Source organism: Enterobacter sp. Lyrl_3 (assembly GCF_051948675.1).
Lineage (GTDB): Bacteria > Pseudomonadota > Gammaproteobacteria > Enterobacterales > Enterobacteriaceae > Enterobacter > Enterobacter cloacae.
In genome coordinates this window covers 1-20,171 of record NZ_JAYJLI010000023.1, presented here as the reverse complement: position 1 = coordinate 20,171, position 20,171 = coordinate 1, and the positions used below count along the sequence as shown (strand labels likewise).

General features: G+C 55.6%; 13 protein-coding genes. 5 read left to right on the top strand and 8 right to left on the bottom strand.

Features of this window, described 5'->3' with window-relative positions; all coding sequences use genetic code 11:
* Positions 1–63 precede the first annotated feature (63 nt).
* The 3 genes from VF709_RS22865 to VF709_RS22855 all read right to left on the bottom strand — a co-directional run bounded on the left by VF709_RS22865 (position 64) and on the right by VF709_RS22855 (position 3,341).
* Positions 64–1,755 (bottom strand): methyl-accepting chemotaxis protein, encoded by a 1,692-nt coding sequence (locus VF709_RS22865; RefSeq protein ID WP_149896387.1) that lies wholly within the window; start codon positions 1,753–1,755, stop codon positions 64–66.
* Between the two features lie 160 nt (positions 1,756–1,915).
* Positions 1,916–3,034: an S-(hydroxymethyl)glutathione dehydrogenase/class III alcohol dehydrogenase gene (locus VF709_RS22860; RefSeq protein WP_023619503.1), complete on the bottom strand. Its 1,119-nt coding sequence runs from the start codon at positions 3,032–3,034 to the stop codon at positions 1,916–1,918.
* A gap of 31 nt (positions 3,035–3,065) precedes the next feature.
* A complete protein-coding gene (locus tag VF709_RS22855) occupies positions 3,066–3,341 on the bottom strand; it encodes a metal/formaldehyde-sensitive transcriptional repressor (protein ID WP_013096678.1) in 276 nt (91 codons plus the stop codon).
* 560 nt (positions 3,342–3,901) lie between these two features.
* Between VF709_RS22855 and iraM the strand changes: the two genes are divergently transcribed.
* A complete protein-coding gene (iraM, locus tag VF709_RS22850) occupies positions 3,902–4,285 on the top strand; it encodes an anti-adapter protein IraM (RefSeq protein ID WP_306295019.1) in 384 nt (127 codons plus the stop codon).
* A gap of 169 nt (positions 4,286–4,454) precedes the next feature.
* Here the strand turns inward: iraM and VF709_RS22845 are convergent, their stop codons facing one another.
* Complete coding sequence (locus VF709_RS22845) at positions 4,455–5,381, bottom strand: LysR family transcriptional regulator (RefSeq protein WP_149896388.1); 927 nt, start codon at positions 5,379–5,381, stop codon at positions 4,455–4,457.
* A gap of 82 nt (positions 5,382–5,463) precedes the next feature.
* Here VF709_RS22845 and VF709_RS22840 point away from each other — a divergent pair, with 82 nt between their 5' ends.
* From VF709_RS22840 to VF709_RS22830, 3 genes are all read left to right on the top strand, one after another.
* Positions 5,464–5,940, top strand: coding sequence for a GNAT family N-acetyltransferase (locus tag VF709_RS22840; protein ID WP_149896389.1), 477 nt, complete (start codon positions 5,464–5,466; stop codon positions 5,938–5,940).
* 83 nt (positions 5,941–6,023) lie between these two features.
* The gene (locus VF709_RS22835) at positions 6,024–6,692 is read left to right on the top strand and encodes an epoxyqueuosine reductase QueH (protein ID WP_149896390.1); all 669 of its coding nucleotides are present in this window, start codon (positions 6,024–6,026) and stop codon (positions 6,690–6,692) included.
* 106 nt (positions 6,693–6,798) lie between these two features.
* Positions 6,799–7,071 (top strand): DUF883 family protein, encoded by a 273-nt coding sequence (locus VF709_RS22830; protein ID WP_013096686.1) that lies wholly within the window; start codon positions 6,799–6,801, stop codon positions 7,069–7,071.
* A gap of 28 nt (positions 7,072–7,099) precedes the next feature.
* Here VF709_RS22830 and VF709_RS22825 read toward each other — a convergent pair whose 3' ends face one another.
* The gene (locus tag VF709_RS22825) at positions 7,100–8,563 is read right to left on the bottom strand and encodes an EAL domain-containing protein (protein WP_149896391.1); all 1,464 of its coding nucleotides are present in this window, start codon (positions 8,561–8,563) and stop codon (positions 7,100–7,102) included.
* Positions 8,564–8,890: 327 nt separating this feature from the next.
* Here VF709_RS22825 and VF709_RS22820 point away from each other — a divergent pair, with 327 nt between their 5' ends.
* Positions 8,891–9,775 carry a MarR family transcriptional regulator gene (locus tag VF709_RS22820; RefSeq protein WP_440232354.1) on the top strand — a complete coding sequence of 295 codons (885 nt, stop codon included), beginning with the start codon at positions 8,891–8,893 and terminating at the stop codon, positions 9,773–9,775.
* 40 nt (positions 9,776–9,815) lie between these two features.
* Here VF709_RS22820 and VF709_RS22815 read toward each other — a convergent pair whose 3' ends face one another.
* From VF709_RS22815 to VF709_RS22805, 3 genes are all read right to left on the bottom strand, one after another.
* Complete coding sequence (locus VF709_RS22815; RefSeq protein ID WP_028027873.1) at positions 9,816–10,991, bottom strand: HlyD family type I secretion periplasmic adaptor subunit; 1,176 nt, start codon at positions 10,989–10,991, stop codon at positions 9,816–9,818.
* Positions 10,988–13,168, bottom strand: a complete 2,181-nt coding sequence (locus tag VF709_RS22810; protein WP_149896392.1) for a type I secretion system permease/ATPase — start codon at positions 13,166–13,168, stop codon at positions 10,988–10,990. The genes VF709_RS22815 and VF709_RS22810 overlap by 4 nt, the downstream gene beginning before the upstream one ends.
* Before the next feature lie 71 nt (positions 13,169–13,239).
* Positions 13,240–20,171 (bottom strand): beta strand repeat-containing protein (locus tag VF709_RS22805; protein ID WP_440232352.1); only part of this gene is annotated, 6,932 nt, incomplete at its 5' end.

Below are 20,171 nucleotides of genomic sequence, written 5' to 3'. Positions count from 1 at the left end.
GAAAGGTCCCTTTTTATTTGTAGGTCGGGTAAGGCGAAGCCGCCACCCGACACAACACGCTACTCAGAACGTCTCCCAGTTATCCCCGGAAACCGCTGCCGCCGGACGCAGCGGCGCATTCTTCGCCACTGGCGCAAACGTTGCCGCCCGGCCTTGCTTCGCGCCGCTCAGTCGAAACGCACCCACCGCCTCGGTCAGACGCGCGCCCTGTTCTTCCAGCGACGCCGCCGCGGCGGAAGCCTCTTCCACCAGCGAGGCGTTCTGCTGGGTCACTTTATCCATCTCAGAAATCGCCTGGCTCACCTGCTCAATACCACGGCTCTGTTCATCAGACGCGGCAGCGATCTCCAGCATAATGTCCGTGACGCGTTTAACCGCTTCGACGATTTCATTCATGGTATTACCGGCGGCGACGACCTCACCCGAGCCCTGGTCAATCAGCGAAACGGATTCGTTGATCAGGCTTTCAATCTCTTTGGCGGCATTCGCACTGCGGCTTGCCAGAGTACGAACTTCGCTTGCCACCACGGCAAACCCGCGCCCCTGCTCACCCGCACGCGCCGCTTCTACCGCCGCGTTGAGCGCCAGAATATTGGTCTGGAAGGCGATACTGTTAATCACGGCGGTAATTTCAGAGATCTTCTTCGAACTGGTAGAGATATTGCCCATGGTTTTAACCACCCCGGAGACCATCTGGCCGCCACGGCTGGCTTTACCAGAGGCATCTTCCGCCAGCTTGCTGGCATGGTGCGCGTTATCGGCGTTCTGTTTCACCGTTGCGGTGAGCTGCTCCATGCTGGCCGCCGTCTGCTCAATGGCAGCCGCCTGCTGCTCGGTACGGGAAGAGAGATCGGTGTTGCCTGCGGAGATTTCGCTGGTGCCACGATAGATCTCTTCCGCCCCCTGACGCACGGTACCGACGGTATTCTCCAGCGAGTGCTGCATGGTTTGCAGGTCGCGCGTCAGGCGGCCAATTTCGCTGCGTCCGGCCATATCGTCCGGCATGGTGAGGTCGCCTTTGGCGATATTTTCAATGCGTTTCGCGGCGCGCTGCAGCGGGGTGATCACCGTGCGACGCAGCACGACAAAGGTCATGGCCGTCAGCACCAGCGCCAGGGCAAACGCGCCCACCATAAACATCAAGCCCAGTTGGGTGCGGCTGTGTGCCTTAACCGTCAGGGCGTTCGCGCGCTCGGTGCGGATCTTTATCGCCTTCAGCAGCACGGCGTTGTAGGCGTCATCCAGCGGGCGGGCGCTTTCGTTTTCATGGTTAATGATGGCTTCAAACATGCCGTTTTTTGCAAACTTAAGCATCGGCTGCAGGCCTGCGATATAGGCGTCATAGCGTGTTTTCAGATCGGCATCCAGCGCTTCATCCTCAGGCGTACGAACCGGGCGATTGATGTAGGCATTAAACCCTTCCTGAGACTGCTTGATCCGTTTTTCCGCCTCAGCGATGTTTTGCTTCATCGCATCCATTTCCGCGATACGGCTCGCCGCCCCGGCGTGGATCATATTGATACGCGCGGTTCGCAGATGGTTTGAGCTATTCGACAGCCCCATACGCACCTGAATTTCAGACGTGACATCCTGCTGATCGGTGTCGGCCTGTAAAAGGAAATACCCCGCCAGACCTGCGCTCAAGGCAAATAGCAGAATAATGCCACCGAGAATGGAGGAAAACAGCGGAACCAGCCTGATGTGATGCAAGAAGCCCAGCTTGCGCTGCGCTGGCATCGAAGTAGTGTTGTCCATGACCGTCGACTCTCTTGTAGGTAAGATGCGTAAAAACACGCCTGTTAAATAGTCATCGGCACGGCTGAGATTTAGATTACGGCTAAAAACGCCGCACTGGTCACACTTTAGAGAAGATTATTAAAGAAACGCCAGCGGCGAAAAACCGCTGGCGTAATAGTTACTTGTCGCCGAAATGAATGACGGTACGAATGGATTTACCTTCATGCATCAGATCGAACGCCTCGTTGATCTGCTCCAGCGGTAAACGGTGGGTAATGAATGGATCAAGCTGGATTTTCCCGGCCATCGCATCTTCAACCATCCCCGGCAGCTGCGTGCGCCCTTTCACGCCGCCGAACGCTGAGCCACGCCATACGCGCCCGGTTACCAGCTGGAACGGACGGGTTTTGATCTCCTGGCCCGCACCGGCCACGCCGATGATAATGCTCTCGCCCCAGCCTTTGTGGCAGCATTCAAGCGCGGAACGCATCACGTTCACGTTGCCGATACATTCGAAGCTAAAGTCCACGCCGCCGTCGGTCATCTCAACAATGACCTCCTGAATCGGTTTTTCGTGATCTTTCGGGTTCACGAAATCGGTCGCGCCCATTTCACCCGCCAGTTTGAATTTCTCCGGGTTGGTATCCACCGCGATGATCCGCCCGGCCTTCGCCTGGACCGCGCCCTGAATCACCGCCAGACCAATCCCGCCAAGACCGAACACCGCCACGGTGTCGCCCTCTTTCACTTTCGCCGTATTGTGTACTGCACCAATCCCGGTGGTGACGCCGCAGCCCAGCAAACAGACTTTATCCAGCGGCGCCTGCGGGTTCACCTTCGCCAGTGAGATCTCCGCGCAAACGGTGTATTCACTGAAGGTGCTGGTGCCCATGTAGTGGTAAACCGGCTCGCCGTTGTAGGAGAAACGGGTGGTACCGTCCGGCATCAGCCCCTTGCCCTGGGTGGCGCGAACCGCCTGGCAGAGGTTGGTCTTACCGGATTTACAGAACTTACACTCGCCGCATTCTGCGGTGTAGAGCGGGATTACGTGGTCGCCCGGCTTCAGGCTGGTCACGCCTTCGCCCACTTCCACCACCACACCACCCCCTTCATGGCCGAGCACCGCCGGGAAAACGCCTTCCGGATCGTCGCCCGACAGCGTAAAGGCATCGGTATGGCACACCCCGGTATGGGTAATTTTGATCAGCACTTCGCCCTTCTTCGGCGGAGCAACGTCAATTTCAACGATTTTGAGCGGCTGGCCAGGGCCAAATGCGACGGCTGCGCGAGATTTCATAGTGTCTTCCCTTATTGTGTGGTGTGTGGGTTTATTTTAGATAAGCGCGCAGTAAATGGCCGACTTCTGCCATGCGCACGGCTCGCTGATCCGGCGTGGTTTCCCCCGTTACCAGCTCATCTTTGAGGTGAATTTCGACCATTTCGCCCATCAGGCCATTGGCAGCACCGCGCACGGCGGCAATTTGCTGCAGGATGGCCAGACAGGGGTCGCCCGACTCCAGCGCGCGTTCAAGGGCATCAACCTGGCCCCGAATGCGACGAACGCGAGTGAGGATACGTTTTTTATCTTCGGGTGAGTGCGGCATACGGCCTCCTGATACTATAGGGGGGTATGGTACCCCTTAAAGCAACATTATGTAAACAACAGCTTTCATAGGGTTATCAGGCTCTTGAAGCGCATTATCATACATAAGTAATTCTGAATAATTTCTCTTTGAAATGCTGGCCTCAACATTCGAATTAAGCCATTTTCTATGGCTAAGCCAAAAAAAAGCGTCACCAGTACCCTTTATTCGCTGGAATCGATAAGCAGCATTGATAATAATTCAAAAAACCTTCTAAACCTTAAACCTGGTAACAGGTTGAAATGAAATGGTTTCCGCCATGATTAAATTTTCCTTAATAATAAAGGCTTCTACGAAATCTTATTTTTTGGCGTTCAGAACCTGTAAACGGTCAAAATCAAACCACTCCTCTTTGATGTAAGATATATAATTCAAAATAATTATCGAAACCATATTGCGCAAGCCATTGTTATATATAGAGAAAAATCAAAAAACTTTAAAATAACGATCAATATCAATGAGTTACAACATTGTTCGATGTCTGATCACGTGCTAAACCTAAATCCAGGTAAAAATATCTTATGGAGAAGAGTATGATGTCGTGGCGAGTATTAAGTTCTGTCATTTGCCCTAACACAGGAATCGTTTATTCGCACATTGTTGGTTTGAAATTATTAAGATTAATAATTTGGTACGAAAGTGACATCTATCTTTTGCCCGGAGACAGAATACATACAACAAAAAATGGAATTTTTGTAAATGGGGTGTTCAACCAAATATCCCTTTATAACGTCTCGCCATACAATGAGAACCTGTGGGACGAAATAAAAAACAAAATGGCCTGTCCTTTTAATAAAAACCTGGATTCTGAGGACTGCTCATACGCTGAGCATTGCAATGCGCGCAAATGCCCGCACGGATTTGAGACAACCCCTTTGATAATAAGAGTGCCCCGCGATAGCTAATCATTTAATAAGTTAACTTTTGGATCCGCTGTCCCCTGTTACAGGGACCGCATGCTTAACATATATTTTACTGAGATACCAACTGAACCCCTATCAGTTACGGCCCCCGCGTGCCTGCCGATGACTTGCGGCAGGCGCGCGTTCATATTTCAGACAATATATTCATTAATCATTTATCACCCTGTTGCGCCAGCGCTTGCAACTCTTCTTTCAGCCAGCGGGTTGCGCCCCGCTGACCGCTGCGTTTATGGGAGTAAATTTTCACGTCAAATTTTTGAATGGCGAACGGTAAGGTAAAAATGTTGATATTCACTGCCGCCTTCAGCTTTTCGGCTGCATACCGGGGAATGGCCATCAGCAGATCGCTTTGCGCAACGATAAACGGCGCGCTGAGCATTGACGGGGTTTTGATCGCAATGTGCCGGGTATAGCCCAACTCCTCCAGCCGTAAATCCAGCACGCCCTGCTTCTCATTCCAGGGGGTGACCACCAGATGGCGGGCCGCGAGATAATCCTCCAGCGTCAGACGCGTCCGGCTTGCGTTGCTGATGACCACATACTCATCTTCAAACCAGCTTATCTCCTCCAGTTCAGGATGGCGGATCTCCTCGGCCGTGCTGAAACCGAGCGCCAGATCCACTTCGCCTGCCAGCAGCTCCGTCAGCGCGGGGCTGTGTGGCAGATAGCGCAGTTCAAAACGCAAACCCGGCGCGGCATCCTTCAACGTGTGCATCAGGGCCGGGAAAATGCAAAGCGCGGTAAAATCTGTAATCGCAATGTGCAGGCTCTCGCTACTTTTGGCCGCTTCAAACTCCGGCTGCGGGGTAAGCTCATGATTAAGAAACGACAAAGCAGATGCAATGGACGGCGCGAGCTGTGTGGCATACACGCTGGGTGACATGCGATGCCCTTCCCGGAAAAATAGCGGATCATTCAGCGTCGTTCGCAAACGTGACAGTGCATGGCTCAGTGCCGATGTGCTCATCGCTAACTCATCGGCGGCCAGGCGAACCGAACGGTGACGGTAAATGGCGTCGAAAACGGGCAGCAGGTTTAAATCAAGGCGTCTCAGGGCCGGATGCATAATATTCATCATTTGTTGATTTCATTGCACTTAATTCTTCGGACAATACTCCGTATGCTTAGCGCCATCAATCGCAAAACATGCAGGAAATACCATGAGCATTACTATTCGTCAGGCCCGCCCCGAGGATGCGGCGGCCATTTACGCCATGATCTATGAGCTGGCGGTCTATGAAAAAGCACCGGAAGAAGTGATCACCACGCCGGACGAGATCCGCGAAACCCTCTTTGACGCAGACAGTAAAACCGAAGCGCTGATCGCGGAGTATGAAGGTAAGATCGCTGGCTATGCCGTGTTCTTCACCAGCTATTCAACCTGGCTTGGCCGCAACGGTATCTATATGGAAGACCTGTATGTATCCCCGGATTATCGCGGTAAAGGCGCGGGAAGAGCCTTGCTGAAGCATATCGCGCAGCTCGCCGTAAAACGCCAGTGTGGTCGTCTGGAATGGAGCGTACTGGACTGGAACCAGCCGGCAATCGACTTCTATCTGAGCATTGGCGCGCTCCCGCAGTCCGAGTGGGTGCGCTATCGCCTGGATGGAGAAGCGCTGCTGAAATTTGCCGGGTAAACGGCGCGCACTGTGCAGAGATCCCGGCTGTGCGGGCTCTATGCTACAATTCCATAAATTTCATTAACATATTGTTGAATACCATGAGCACAGCCCCCTTCATTCGTCCTCAGCTTACCCTGCCAAACGGCGCTGACAAACTGCTGCTGCACTCCTGCTGCGCGCCCTGCTCCGGCGAGGTAATGGAGGCCATTCAGTCCTCGGGCATTGATTACACCATCTTCTTCTATAACCCCAATATCCACCCGCAAAAGGAGTACCTCATCCGTAAGGAAGAGAATATTCGTTTTGCGGAAAAACACGGCGTGCCCTTTGTTGATGCGGATTACGATACGGACAACTGGTTTGAACGCGCAAAAGGGATGGAATGGGAGCCTGAGCGTGGGATCCGCTGCACCATGTGTTTCGATATGCGTTTCGAACGCACGGCGTTATACGCGGCGGAAAATGGCTTCAGTGTGATCAGCAGCTCCCTTGGCATCTCGCGCTGGAAGAATATGCAGCAGATTAACGACTGCGGTCAGCGCGCGGCAGCCCACTATCCGGGCATGGTCTACTGGGATTATAACTGGCGCAAACAAGGCGGATCGTCGCGGATGATTGAGATCAGCAAGCGCGAACAGTTTTATCAGCAGGAGTACTGCGGATGCGTATATTCCCTGCGTGACAGCAACCTTCACCGTAAGTCGCAGGGGCGTCCTCTCATCAAAATTGGCAAACTGTTTTACGGCAAAGACGAGTCTGACGAGTAAGGCGGCGCGAAGGGAGACATATCCTAAAACGCGCCAGAATCCGCATTACGGCTCTCAGATGTTGAAATAGCGGCTATCCTTTAATTATCCACAAAAGGAGGTAACAATGTCTGATTTCGACGCTGATAAAAACGCACAGTATGCTGGTGATAAAGCCAAAAATAAACTCGACGAACTGACGGGCTCTGCTCAGCAGCAGTTTGGTGAATTCGTTGACTCCCCTAAACATCAGGTGAAAGGGGCAGCACGAAAATATGCTGCGCAGGCCAGTGATGCCGTTTCTGATGTCACTGAGGCAGTCAGAAATAACCCGTTAACCGGCCTGATTGCGGCTGGTGCAGTGGGTATTGTTCTGGGCCTGTTACTCGGCCGTAAATAATCTCAGGCCCCACGGGGCCTTATTTTTATTAGCTAAACAATCTTACCATGCGATCTAACTCCTCTTCCTTCACGGCGCGGGAAAGATAATATCCCTGGAAACTTTTTACGCCTAACGCCACCAGCTTTTCAAATTTCTCTTCGCTATCCACCCCCTCTGCAATACATTCGCTGCCGGTCATGTCACTGTATATCTGAATCGCTTTGATAAGTTTGTAATCATTGTCATTAGCGACAAACTTTCCGACGATATCCCGGTCAAGCTTTAAACCATCAAAATGAACCTGCCTCACCGGAAACATGGTTTGATGGCTGGAGAAGCAATCATCCAGGAATAACCGACACCCCGTACTGCGCAGGCGACGCATGGTTTCTGGGATGGTTTTATCTTTGGTCACATCAATATCTTCAGCAAATTCAAAGACCAGGTTCCCGGACCACTGGGGTTTGAGCAGCATCTTGATGGCTTTTTTGGCCATCTCGGGCAAGGCATTTCCTGCCGCGAGTTCCGGCGGTATATTCACCGAAAAATAATATTTCCCGTTATATTTGTTGATGCCAGAAACAGCGGCATGCAGCACCAGCGCCGTGATATTCAACCATAGCTCACGATTTTTCACCCCGGTAAGAAAATGGGCAGGCTTGATAATTTTACCGTTCTTGTTCCAGCGTAATAAAATCTCAAACCCCACACCCTTTTTATTTTTATCGGTGATGATTTGATACGCAGGAAATATCTCCCTTTTAAGCAGCGCATTAAAGACATCCACCTCAGTACTGGACAGTGATTCTATTTTCCCCTGCCGTTCCCCACTCCCTGGTGCAGAAAAACCCTGAGAATTTTTATACCACAACTGGATTAATTGCAGCTTTCTTAAACCGGCCTTGCGATGTGTATATACCGTTTTATTCGTCAGCCCAAATTTTTTGCACTGTTTATTTACCGACATACCCCGGTAGAAATTTAATAAGACATCGAGTTCTCTGTTTGTGAGCCCTTTTTGACGATCTTTAAAGCTACAGTCCGCATGATGATCCTGCAATGAGCGAGATCTGTCCCTGCATGCGTCGCTTTTTTTCTGGACACGCGCAATAATATCGCCGCTGTTGGCGATGCGGATCAGAGATAATTTTTGATTGTTATTCAATAAACTACGCAAGGTCCTGTACAGCCAACTGTCAGGTATATTGCCATACAGAGTGACCGGGCGGATGACGGGAAGCGTGTTAAGAAGATCGGCAAGGTGCCTGAGGCTCTGCAAAAGATCCACGATCTCTTCCCCGAGAAAGACCGTAATTTTAGCGTCCTGATTTTTGATAATAGTGTAGACATCTTCCCGATTTGCGACGTCATCCTCAAAACGTACCTGTGACGCCACTCCTCCCTGCTCTTTCAGTAACAGACGGTACCCCTGGAACGTAAAACTGCAGGCTGAAATAACAAATTCCTGTGCATGACAATCATGATTATTGTGAGAATTGTTTTGAATCATAATGCGCTCCTGGGTACAAAAACACCGTTGCCCTGGTCAATAATGACCAGCACATCGAGACTAAAAACATGCGGAAATGTCACAAGCCTGAATATAACCTGCGTAACAGGTTAATTTTATCTTACCCCCGTAGGTTAATAAACCGTTATCAACGTCTCGTCCTGCAACATCTTTGCGTTAATCACCGCCTGGATCCATATGCTGTGCAAATATAACAATCTTTGCAAATAACGACGGAAAATGTTTTCCCCGCAAGGTATAATGAAAATTCCGAAAAAGAAGTCTGGTCACTTCATTACGTCGGCTTGCTCAAAAAGAGAAAATGCTATGGATAATCATATCTCATCCAGGGCCTTGCTACATCGAAGGGATGTTATTAAGAACAACCCGCGGTTTAGCGAGGCAATAATAGAACACTACAAAATCAATGACAGCATCTATAAAAAACAACCCTTGTTCTACAAAACAATGCTCCAGGAATCACGATTCAATATTATTCTTGCCATGTGTTGTTTTATATTCGGCAATCAGGCCGAATCTGTTTCAGAGATAAAAGCATTATGTTCGCGATACAAAATCGCCAGTCCCAACAGCGTTATTGCTATCATCACCTTACTGAGAACTACCGGGCGGATTAAGACCTGGCGCTGTATGGAGGATCGCCGAAAGACGCGCATCGCCCCCACGCAAAAAGGACTGGATGAACTAAAACGTTACATGAGCGGCGCATTTATACCCGTCAGTATTCTTTACCCGACATTTAACATCGACCTTAACCTGTTAGATAACGATATTCTGAGAAATAACTTTTTCCGCCGGGCGGCTGAGTATCTGTTTCGCGGATTAACCTTCAAAGCCGTGTTACCGGAAGTGGGGTTATTTATTGATAAGGATGGAGGGCGAATGATTATGCTGTATTTATATTTGCAGGCCATTAAAAACAAAACCGCACATGGCGCGATAATTGATTATTCGCCCGGCACGCTGGCGAAAGCGTTTTTTGTCTCACGTATCCACGTGGCGCGCATAATTAAATCCGCGCAAGAGGCAGGTTATCTTAAAGACAGAGGGGATGGCCGCATGACCATTTATCCTGCATTTATGCAGCTCGTCGAAAATTATGCCGGTTTATATTTTGCCTATGTCACGCATTACATCAACGTGGTTCCGAAGGAGCGGCGCCAGAGGGGTGACGTAACCTCCCCGGTATAATCCTGGGGCGTTCGGTTTCCCGAGCGCCCTTTTCTGTTCGTCAGCGTTCCCGCAACGCCTCTTTCGCTTTATTGAGTGGTTTCAGCAGATAATCCAGAATGGATTTACTGCCCGTTTTAATATCCACCGTCGCAATCATCCCCGGAAACACCGGAAATTCCTTGCCCTGTTTATTGGTCAGGTGGTTACTGTCAGTACGGATATAGACGCGGTAGTAGTACACGTCTCTTTTGACCTCATCCTGAAGGGTATCGGGTGAAATCATGGTCACCTCGCCCGTCAGTCCACCATAAATCGAGTAGTCATAGGCGGTGATTTTCACCAGCGCTTTTTGTCCGGGGTGGATAAACGCCACATCACGCGGTGAAATTTTCGCTTCAACCACCATCTGATCGTCAAGAGGCACCAGGCTCATCAGTTTCCCATTGGGCGGGATAACCCCGCCGACGGTGGTGACGTCGATGTCCTTCACAATCCCGCGCACCGGCGCGTTGAAGGTCAAACGGGTCAGGGAATCCTCGCGCCCTTTCATGACCGAGCGCTGGGCTTCGATCTCCGCATTCGCTTTCGCCAGCTCTTCACGGGCGCGCACGTAATACTGGTTTTTCATTTCGGTGATTTTGTTCTCAAGCTCGTTTTTTTGCCGCTCCAGACGTAACACCTCCACCTTGCTCGCCGCCCCCTGAGTGACCAGCGGACGGGTTAACGACAGCTCGCGCTGGACCAGTTCAGCCCCCTGACGCAAACCGGCCAGCCCTTTTTCCAGGCTTTCGCGACGGGACTGGAAGAGCGCCGTTTCCTGTTTGACCAGTTCAACGTCGTCATCCAGCTCTTCCGGAAACGTCAGTTCCGTGTCGTTCACTTCCGCTTTCAGGCGCGCAGCCGTGGCCAGCGCGGCATTCAGACGAGACTCACTTTCCAGCACGCTGGATTCTGTTTTGGTGCGGTCAAGCTGAGCCAGCCGCTGCCCACGTTCAACGATGTCACCTTCGCGCACCAGCAGGCTATGGATAATGCCCCCCTCCAGCGACTGAATGACCTGCTCGTGAGAAGACGGGATCACTTTGCCGTTGCCGGTGGTGACTTCATCAAGCTGGAACAGACTCGCCCAGGCGATAAACGCCGCAAGTAGCGCGAACAGCGACCAGGCCACCCACGTTGAGCGCGGCAGGCGCGGCTCTTTCAGGCGGCTGTTATAGCGGGATAGATCATTCATGCCATTCCCTCCTCGGCCACGGCCGCCGGTTTCATGGTCACGGTACGCTGCGCTGCCTTTTGCGGCGCCATACCGTGCTGACGCAGGATCGCGTCGCGCGGGCCATCCATCACCACTTTGCCGTTTTCCAGCACGATGATGCGGTCAACCAGATCCAGAATCGGCAGCCGGTGTGTTGCCACCACCAGCGTCCGGCGCTTGCCCAGCCATTGCTGTAAGTGCTGAATGAACTGCTTTTCGCTCATCTCATCCAGCCAGGCGGTAGGCTCGTCCAGCAGAAGAATATTGGGCGACGTGATCAGGGCGCGCGCCAGCAACAGCGCCTGTCGCTGGCCGCCGGATAACCCGGCCCCCCCTTCATTGATGAGGTAGTTCAGCCCCATTTTCTGCTTACGCACGAACTCCAGCGCACCGCTGTTCACCAGCGCCTGATGGATCTCCTCGTCGGTAGCAAGCGGGTTGCCCATCAGGATATTGTCGCGCACAGAGCCAAAGAACAGCCGCGCCTGCTGGCTGAGCAGCTGCATATCCCGGCGCACATCGGCGGTGTCGAGATGATTTAAGGCAATGTCATCCAGCAGAATGCTTCCCTGCTGCGGTTCCTGCATCCCGGCCAGAAGCTGCAGTAAGGTACTTTTGCCGGAGCCGTTGCGCCCCAGCACCGCCACCCGTTCGCCGGCGCGGATCTGCAATTTGCTGATGTGCAGCACGGTCAGTTTTTCCTCGTCGTCGTACCAGAATCCCACCTCGTCGAGGGTATAGTTCCCGCGCAGATGGGCTTTATGCACCTTTTTACCCTGCTGAGGATCGTCAATCGGGCGCTGCATCAGGTCGTCCAGCCCCTTTCTCGCCACCTTCGCCGACTGCCAGCGGGACAGCACGCCCGAAATCTGTGAGAGCGGCGCGATGGTGCGCGAGGCCAGAATCGAGGTCCCCACCAGCGCACCGGTGGTCATGTCGCCGCTGATGACCAGATAGCACCCCACCAGCAACACTACCGCGTAAACAATCGACTGTACCTCCTGGGTCCAGGTCAGGAGCAGTCCGGTCAGCCAGCGTTGTTTCATTCCGACGGTGGCCGCCACATCGTTGGTGTTATTCCACTGATTCTGAAAACGCTGTTCGGCGCGCATCAGCTTGATGTCCTCAATGCCCTGCACCGCCTCCACCAGGGTGGCGTTACGAATGGCGGATTCGCGCATCCCTTCGCTGGAGAGTTTTCCCAGCGGGCGCTGTACCAGCAGGCCCGGGATCAGCAGCAGCGGCACAGCAAGCAGAACCACCAGCACCAGCGGACCGCCAATCATCCACAGAATGAACACAAACAGCAGGAAGAACGGCAGATCGGAAATCGCCGCAATGGTGGTGGAGGTAATCAGCTCGCGCACCGACTCCAGCTCGCGGATCTGGGCGATAAACGACCCGGTCGATTTAGAGCGCGCGCCGTTTTTGATCCGCAGCGCGTGAGCAAACACCCGCTCGGAGATCCGCAGATCCGCCCGCTTACCCACCACATCCGAAATATGCACGCGCAGCATACGCATAATGAATTCGAACACGATGGCGAGCATGACGCCGCCAAACAGTACCCACAGCGTGGCTTCAGACTGCGACGGCACCACCCTGTCGTACACCTGCATGGAGAAGACCATGCCGGAGAGCGCCAGCACGTTCGCGACCAGCGCCACCAGCATGATGTCGCTGTAGCGTCGCCAGTCTTTCAGCGCCAGCTGCCAGAACCAGTTTTTCTCATAGGGTTTAATGTAATCATCCACGCGGGCATCCGGCGTGGATTCGAGCGGGCGCAACACCAGCAGTGTTTTCAGCCGTGCGCCGAGCGCTTCCCGCGTTAATGTTGTCTCCAGCCCGCCATCGCCGCTGAACTGCAGGCTGACGTTGCCGTCGTTGTCCATGCGGTTAATAACCGCGATCTGTCCGCCAGTGAACTCCGCCAGCAGCGGTAAACGCCACGGGTCGAGGGAGACGGCGTCTGCTTCCACCTTACGCATCCCAAGCCCAAGCTGGCGCGCCATCTCCTCCAGCACCAGCTGGCGCGGGGACTGGCTTTCATGGTTAATCGTGACCCGAACATGCTCCGCCGAAAAATCCAGCCGATAGTGCTTCGCGATGGTGAGCATGCCCTGCAACCAGGGTTCGTACTGTGGATGTGTCTTCATAATCTCCGGGTTAACGTAAGTCGTCTAAAGAAACGCAAAAGGCCGCGGGGATCGCTCCCCGCGGCAGGGTTTTACGCAATTAACAGTTGATGATTGGCCAGCAGCGTCGCCAGATCCGTCTGGACGCCGTTCAGGGTCACCAGCGTGGTAGGCGAGAACTGACCGCCCGTACCGTCGAGGTCAACCTGGATTTCGGTATTGCTGCCGTTTTGCACCACGCGGATGTAATCGGTGATGTTCCCCGCGCTGCTGTCCAGCGTTGCCACCCCGTTCACATAGCTCGCCGAACCCGTGCCGGTATAACCGCTGTCGGAGAGCAGATCGCGCAGGTCGATACGGTCCGTATCCGCCGTGCCTTCCCAGGTGCCGACGGTAAAGCCGTTCACCACATCGTGACCGTTACCACCCGTGGCATCCGACGCGTTGATGAGCTTATAGAGCAACGTGTCGTGGCCGCCGCTGCCGATATTGAAGGTGTCGTTTCCGCCCCGGCCTTCAAACTGGTTATCACCGCTGTTGCCGGTAATGACATCGTCGAAGTCCGAGCCGTTGATCCCTTCAATGTTCAACAACCGCGTGGTGCCAAACCCGGTGTCCTGCGCCGTGGAGAGACGTAAATCAACGGTAATGCCGGACGTTGCGTTACGGTAATCCACCACGTCCATCCCACCGGTGTTGCTCCAGGTGTCATAGTCGGAATGGGTATTCCAGCCGCCGGAACCGTTATAGGTATAGGTGCCGTCCTCTGCGATAAAGTTGTCGTTATACCCGGTGCCGGTAATCGTTCCGCTGTGGCCGCCGGTGGCCGCTTCGGCAGTGAGCACGTAGCCCTCCTTACCGTTGCCCGCCTCCAGGCCGCTCCAGGTGACGTTATCCGACACGCCGTTAGTGATCTTGACGATCTCGGCCGAGTAGGTCTCATTCGGATCCAGCCCGTAGAAACTCACCAGCGCAGAGGTATCGTTCGAGCCGATACCGGACTGGGCGTTGATGATCTGCGAGGCCACCAGCACACCCGCGGCGTTATACAGATTGACCGTGTTGCCGTAGTAAGCGTTGATACCCTCACTGTCGACAATGTGCAGGTGCATCGCGGTGCCGTCGGCAATGGTTTTGCTGTTTTGCACCAGCACCACCTTGCCGTTTTGCTGCGACACCAGCAGATCCTGTGCGCCGTCCCAGTTGTAATCCACCGCAGCCACGCCGGTGACGTTGGCAAGCCCAGACGCCAGCTGGCTCGAGGTCCAGGTGGAACCGTAACCGTTGTTGGTGAACAGGGTTGCGGTTTGTGACGCGCCGTAGGTGCTGAGCTTGATGATGTCCATCTGCCCGTCACCGTTCCAGTCCACCGCCACCGACAGATACCCCGCCGTGGCGTTAGAAGCTTCTACCGCGCTCTTGGTCGTGGACAGCTGCCCTGCACCGTTGTTGTAGTAGATCACCCCGCCGGTGTTGTTGTAGCTGCTGCCCAGGTATAGATCCATGTAGCCATCGCCGTTGAAGTCCGCCCACGTCATGGAGGCTGCTGTGGTGGTATTCGAGGCGTTCGCGACAAACACGTTGGTCAGGTTCTGGCCGATGGAGAGCGTGCCGTTGCCGTTGTTATTAATCACCGTTAACGAGTACGCGCTGCTGCGGTTGGTGTGCTGCACAATGTCTACGGTGCCGTCATTGTTCAGGTCGACACCGGAGATTTCACGTCCAGAGTCAAACTGACCGTAGAACCCACCTTCACCGCCGGTGCCATCCGGCGACAGGACGCCGTTGTTGTTCACCAGATAGGTCAATGAGTCCATACCCGCATCGCCGTACGCCAGATCCAGGTAACCATCCCCGTTTTTGTCGTACGCCACCACGCCGCCGTACCAGATGGTGGTCCCCATCGCCAGCTGGCTGGCGTTATAGGTGCTGCCATCGTAGGTCCACATGACCTGCGTGGAGCCTGCGTAGCCGGTTTCAGTACCGAACACATCCTGTGTGCCGTTTCGGTCAAAGTCTGCGGCCGTCTGGCTGACCACGTAGTAGGAACGCGTGTTGGTCAGCGCATTACCCGCATAAGTGGAGCTATCGCTACTGGAGTAAGACTGGCCGTTAGCAATGATATTCCACAGGCCGCTGCTGTTCGTGCCGACGGTCATGGTCGAGTTATTCAGGTTACCCGCCGTGGTCGCCCAGTCGGTATTCACGGTGGTGGTATCAATCACCAGGCTGCCGTTGGCAATACCGGTGGTATTACCGTTGCCCGCACTGCTCTTCACCTGAGCGGTGACGTTATAGCTCGCCACGCCCAGCGCATCGCTGTCCGGGATCTGCAGATACCAGGTGTTGTGTTCCGGGTCGACCACGACCGCACCGCCGGTCTGGGAGGTGTAGGTTTTCCCGTTCACCGTCACCACCAGATATTCACCGTTCACCAGGTCTGCGGATACCGTACCGTTGACAATCGGCGTGGTATCGGAGGTGGTCTGGGCGGTAATTGCCGCCGTGGTGGTCGGCACGCTGGTATCGACGTTCAGCACAAACCCGTCCGATTCCGTGTAGTTACCGGCTTTGTCGGTGACGCGCACAATGTAGGTGTGGTTGCCATCGCTCAGGCCGTTGTCCTGGAAGGACCAGCTGGCGCTGCCGTTCATGGTTACCTGACCAAGCAGAATGCCGTCGCGATAGAGCTGCACAATTTCACCGTCGTCCGGGGCGCGGTTCAGCGTGCCGTTGATCAGCGGTGAGGTATCATCCGTCGCCACCGACGTACCGTAAGTGCCCTGACGCTCGCCTTCACCGTCGGTGTAGCTCACCACGGTACCCACGGTGGTTGGCGGCGTAGTATCGACCGTCACCACCTGCGACGCGGTGGAGCCAACGTTACCCGCCTGGTCGATAATCCGCACCTGGTAGGTGTAGTTCCCGTCATCCAGATCGCGGGTATCGGTGTAGCTCCAGCGCTGGTTGGTGAACGTGGTGTCAACCCACGTATTCCCGCCGTCGAGGCTGATCTGCACGCGCTCGTCGCCTGCCAGCGCGCTACCGAGCGAACCGTTAATGGTCAGCGTGGTGTCCATGGTGATGAAATCACTGCCGGACTGTCCGGTATCGTCGCTGATGCTGTCGATAGTGACGCCGTACTGCGGCGCCTGCGTATCCACCGTTACCACCTGCGACGTGGTAGCCCCGACGTTCCCCGCCTGGTCGACAACACGTACCTGGTAACTGTAGCTATCGTCGGTCAGCGTGCGCGTGTCGTTATAGCTCCACTGCGTGCCGCTCACGGTGGCGTAGACCCAGGTAGTGCCGCCGTCCATACTCACCTGAACGTACTCACCCGCTCCCAGTTCAGCACCGAGCGTGCCGTGCAGGGTGTAGGATGTCGAGCTGGTCAGGAAGTCGTTATTGTCGAAGCCGGTATCCACGGTGATGTTATCCACGCTCACCGTAATCGCCGCATCCGGGGCCACCGTGTCGACGGTGACCTGCTGATGAGCACTGGCACCCACGTTACCCGCGGCATCCACCACGCGAACGTAGTAGTCGTAGGTCTGGTTAGCCAGCGTGCGGCCATCCACGTAGTACCAGCTGTTGCCAGTGACAATCACGTTCTGCCAGGTCACGCCGCCGTCGATACTGATCTGGGCATATTCCCCGTCGGCCAGCGTCGCGCCGAGCGAGCCGTGCAGCGTCAGCGAGGTATCGCTGGTGATAAAGTCGCTGCTGCTCAGGCCGGTGTCATCGCTGATGCTGTCGATAGCGATCGTTTTGCTGGCGTCCGGCACAACGGTATCGATGGTCACTACCTGGCTTACGGTAGCGCTGATATTCCCCGCATCATCAATGACGCGCAGCTGGTAGTTGTAATCCCCGTCGGCCAGCGTACGGCCATCCACATAGGTCCAGTTCAAACCGCTGACGCTAACATCGGTCCAGTTCTGGCCGCCGTCGAGGCTGATCTGGACGTGGTCACCGCTGCCCAGCGCCGCCCCCAGCGTCCCTTTCAGGCTGATCTGCGTATCGCTGGTAATAAAGTCGCTGTCGGACAGACCGGTATCCTGGGAGATGGAGTCAACCGTAATGCTCGTTGCCACAGGCGCGGTCAGATCAATCACCACGTCCTGGCTGTCCGTTGCCCCCACGTTGCCCGCGTTATCGATCACCCGTACCTGGTACTGGTACATATCGTCCGTCAGAGTGCGGCTATCGGTGTAGCGCCAGGTCGTGCCAGTGACGCTCAGATCACTCCACGTGGCCCCGCCGTCCAGGCTGATCTGCGCCTTCTCGTTGTTGCCGAGCTGCGCGGTCAGGGAACCGTTGAGGATAATCTGGCTGTCGTTGGTGATGAAATCACTCGCGCTCAGACCGGTGTCGTTTTGCAGGGAATCAATGCTGATCCCCATCGATGGCGCAGTCAGATCCACGGTAACGGTGTGGTTGTCGCTGGCGGTGTTGCCGATGGTGTTGCTCACCTGCGCGTTAATGACATACGCGCCGCCGTCTGCCAGCGCGGAAACATCTGCGCTGCCGAGCGTATAGCTCCAGCTGCCGTCATTCTGCACGGTCGTCGTATAGGACTTGCCGTTCAGGGTCACCGTCACCGTCTGGCCCGCTGGCGCGTCGGTAGTACCGCTGATCACCAGCGGCGTACCGTGTTCGGCGGCGCTGACGATGTCGTCCTGGGCAAAGGTGTTAATAACGATCGTCGGTACATCGCCGTTCAGCGTCACGTCGTGCGTGGCGCTGCCCGGGTTGCCCGCCTTATCGCTCACCGAGGCGGTAATGGTGTAATCCCCGTCGCTCAGGCCAAGGAAATCTCGGCCCGGTACGAAGACCGACCACGTACCGTCTGCCGCGACGGTTGCCTGATAGCTGTGGCCGTTAAAGGAGACGGTCACTGTCTGGCCCTGTTCCGCCGTAGTGGTGCCGCGGATGGTCTGGCCGGCCAGCTGCTCGGCGTTGTTGACGATATTGTCATCGGCCACGGTGCTGATGGTGACGGTCGGCGCAACGGTGTCCACCGTTAAGGTGTGCGTGGTCTGGCCGTTATTACCGGCGTTGTCATTGACCGACGCGGTCACCGTCAGCGCGCCCTGGCTGAGTGCAGCCAGGTCAGTGGCCGGAACATCCAGCGTCCAGGTGCCGTCATTCGCCACGGTTGCAGTGTAGGTTTTGCCGCCCAGGGTCACGGTGACGGTCTGGCCCGCCTCTGCACTGGAGGAGCCGTGCACGGTCAGCGGCTGCTGCGCTTCCGCTGCGTTCAGCACGTCATCGCCCGACAGCGTTGCAATGCTCACCACTGGCGCAGTGGTGTCCACGCTGATGCTGTGCGTTGCCGAAGCGCTGTTGCCCGCGCTGTCCTGCGCCGAAACCGCTACCTGATAGTTCGCGCCATCGGCCAGCGCACCCACATCGGCTGCCGGTACGGTGGTGCTCCAGCTGCCGTCGCTCTGAATGGTGGCCGTATAGCTCTTGCCGTTCAGGGTCACGGTCACCACCGTGCCGCTGGCAAACTGGGCACTGGAGCCGTTAATCACCAGAGACGTAGCGGCTTCTGCTGCGTTGATTACGTCATCGCCGCTGAGGGTATTAACCGTCAGCGCCACGGAGGCGGTATTGACCACCACGTCGTGGGTCTGGGTGCTGCTGTTGCCCGCGCTGTCGGTGATGGTTGCGCTGAGGGTCACGGTGCCGTCATTGAGCGCAGAAATCACGCCCGCCGGTACGCCCACGCTCCAGTTACCGCTGGCATCAACGGTGGTGGTGTACTGGTTTGAACCCAAGGTGATGACGACCTTATCGCCTACGTTCGCGCCGGTGGACGTGCCGCTGACGATCTGCGCCTGCGCATGTTCCACGCTGTTGATGACATCATCGCCCGCCACCACGTTAAAGCTGACGGTCGGCGGTGTGGTATCCAGCGTAATCGCTTTGTTCGCGCTGCCCGGGTTACCCGCCGTATCGCTGACGCTCACCTGCACCGTATAGCCATTATCAGCCAGTGCGGACAGATCGGCGGAAGGTACGCTGACGCTCCAGGTGCCGCCCGGTTGTACCTGGGCGGTATAGCTGTTGCCGCCCAGCGTCACGGTAACCGTCTGCCCGGCTTCTGCCGTGGTCGTGCCGGAGACAGTCACACCAGCGGATGCTTCGCTGCCGTTTATGACGTTATCGCCAGCAACCGTATCAATGGTGACGCCTGGCGCGGTGGCATCTACGCTGTACTCACGCCCTGCGGACGCGCTGTTGCCGTGCGCGTTGGTGACGCTCACCTGCACGCTGGCATCGCCGTCTTTCAGGCCCGCGAGATCCGCGGACGGTACGGTGGCGGCCCAGTTGCCGTCTGCATCGACGGTGGCGGTATAAGACTTGCCGCCAAAGGTGACGATAACGGTCTGGTTTTCTTCCACGTTGCTGGTGCTACCGGAGAGCACCAGATCCGCACCTTTCTCCGCCGCGTTAATCACGTCGTCGGTGGCGATGGTGTCAATGCTGATGGCGACCGCGGTCAGATCGACCGTGACGTCATGGCTGATGGTCACCGGGTTGCCTGCTGCGCTCTGGCCTGCAACGGTGACGGTGACCGTACCAGCAGCCAGCGCCCCGACGTCTGCAGCCGGGATCGCCGCGCTCCATGTACCATCTGCCAGCACGGAAGCCGCATACGTTTTGCCATTCAGGGTCACGGTGAGCGTTGTGCCCGCCGCCAGCCCGTCGCTGGAGCCGGTGACAATCAGGTTCTGACCATGTTCGATGCTATTGATCACATCGTCGCCCGCCACGGTGTCCACACGCAGACCCGGCAGGTTGGCGTCGATGGTGATATCGCGTTCGCCCGTACCGGTGTTGCCGTGGCCGTTGGTGACGGTCGCTGATACCGTTAAATCGCCGTTGCCCAGCGCGGTCAGGACCGACTCCGGCACGCTCACGGACCAGCTCAGATCGCTCTGCACCGTCGCGGTGTAGCTGTTGCCGCCAATAATCACGGTTACGGTGTTGCCCGCTTCGGCATTCGCCACGC

Excerpts from the sequence above, each read along its gene's own strand:
- VF709_RS22865 (WP_149896387.1), bottom strand. The coding sequence starts at position 1,755 with ATGGACAACACTACTTCGATGCCAGCGCAGCGCAAGCTGGGCTTCTTG.
- VF709_RS22860 (WP_023619503.1), bottom strand. The coding sequence starts at position 3,034 with ATGAAATCTCGCGCAGCCGTCGCATTTGGCCCTGGCCAGCCGCTCAAA.
- VF709_RS22855 (WP_013096678.1), bottom strand. The coding sequence starts at position 3,341 with ATGCCGCACTCACCCGAAGATAAAAAACGTATCCTCACTCGCGTTCGT.
- iraM (WP_306295019.1), top strand. The coding sequence starts at position 3,902 with ATGGAGAAGAGTATGATGTCGTGGCGAGTATTAAGTTCTGTCATTTGC.
- VF709_RS22845 (WP_149896388.1), bottom strand. The coding sequence starts at position 5,381 with ATGATGAATATTATGCATCCGGCCCTGAGACGCCTTGATTTAAACCTG.
- VF709_RS22840 (WP_149896389.1), top strand. The coding sequence starts at position 5,464 with ATGAGCATTACTATTCGTCAGGCCCGCCCCGAGGATGCGGCGGCCATT.
- VF709_RS22835 (WP_149896390.1), top strand. The coding sequence starts at position 6,024 with ATGAGCACAGCCCCCTTCATTCGTCCTCAGCTTACCCTGCCAAACGGC.
- VF709_RS22830 (WP_013096686.1), top strand. The coding sequence starts at position 6,799 with ATGTCTGATTTCGACGCTGATAAAAACGCACAGTATGCTGGTGATAAA.
- VF709_RS22825 (WP_149896391.1), bottom strand. The coding sequence starts at position 8,563 with ATGATTCAAAACAATTCTCACAATAATCATGATTGTCATGCACAGGAA.
- VF709_RS22820 (WP_440232354.1), top strand. The coding sequence starts at position 8,891 with ATGGATAATCATATCTCATCCAGGGCCTTGCTACATCGAAGGGATGTT.
- VF709_RS22815 (WP_028027873.1), bottom strand. The coding sequence starts at position 10,991 with ATGAATGATCTATCCCGCTATAACAGCCGCCTGAAAGAGCCGCGCCTG.
- VF709_RS22810 (WP_149896392.1), bottom strand. The coding sequence starts at position 13,168 with ATGAAGACACATCCACAGTACGAACCCTGGTTGCAGGGCATGCTCACC.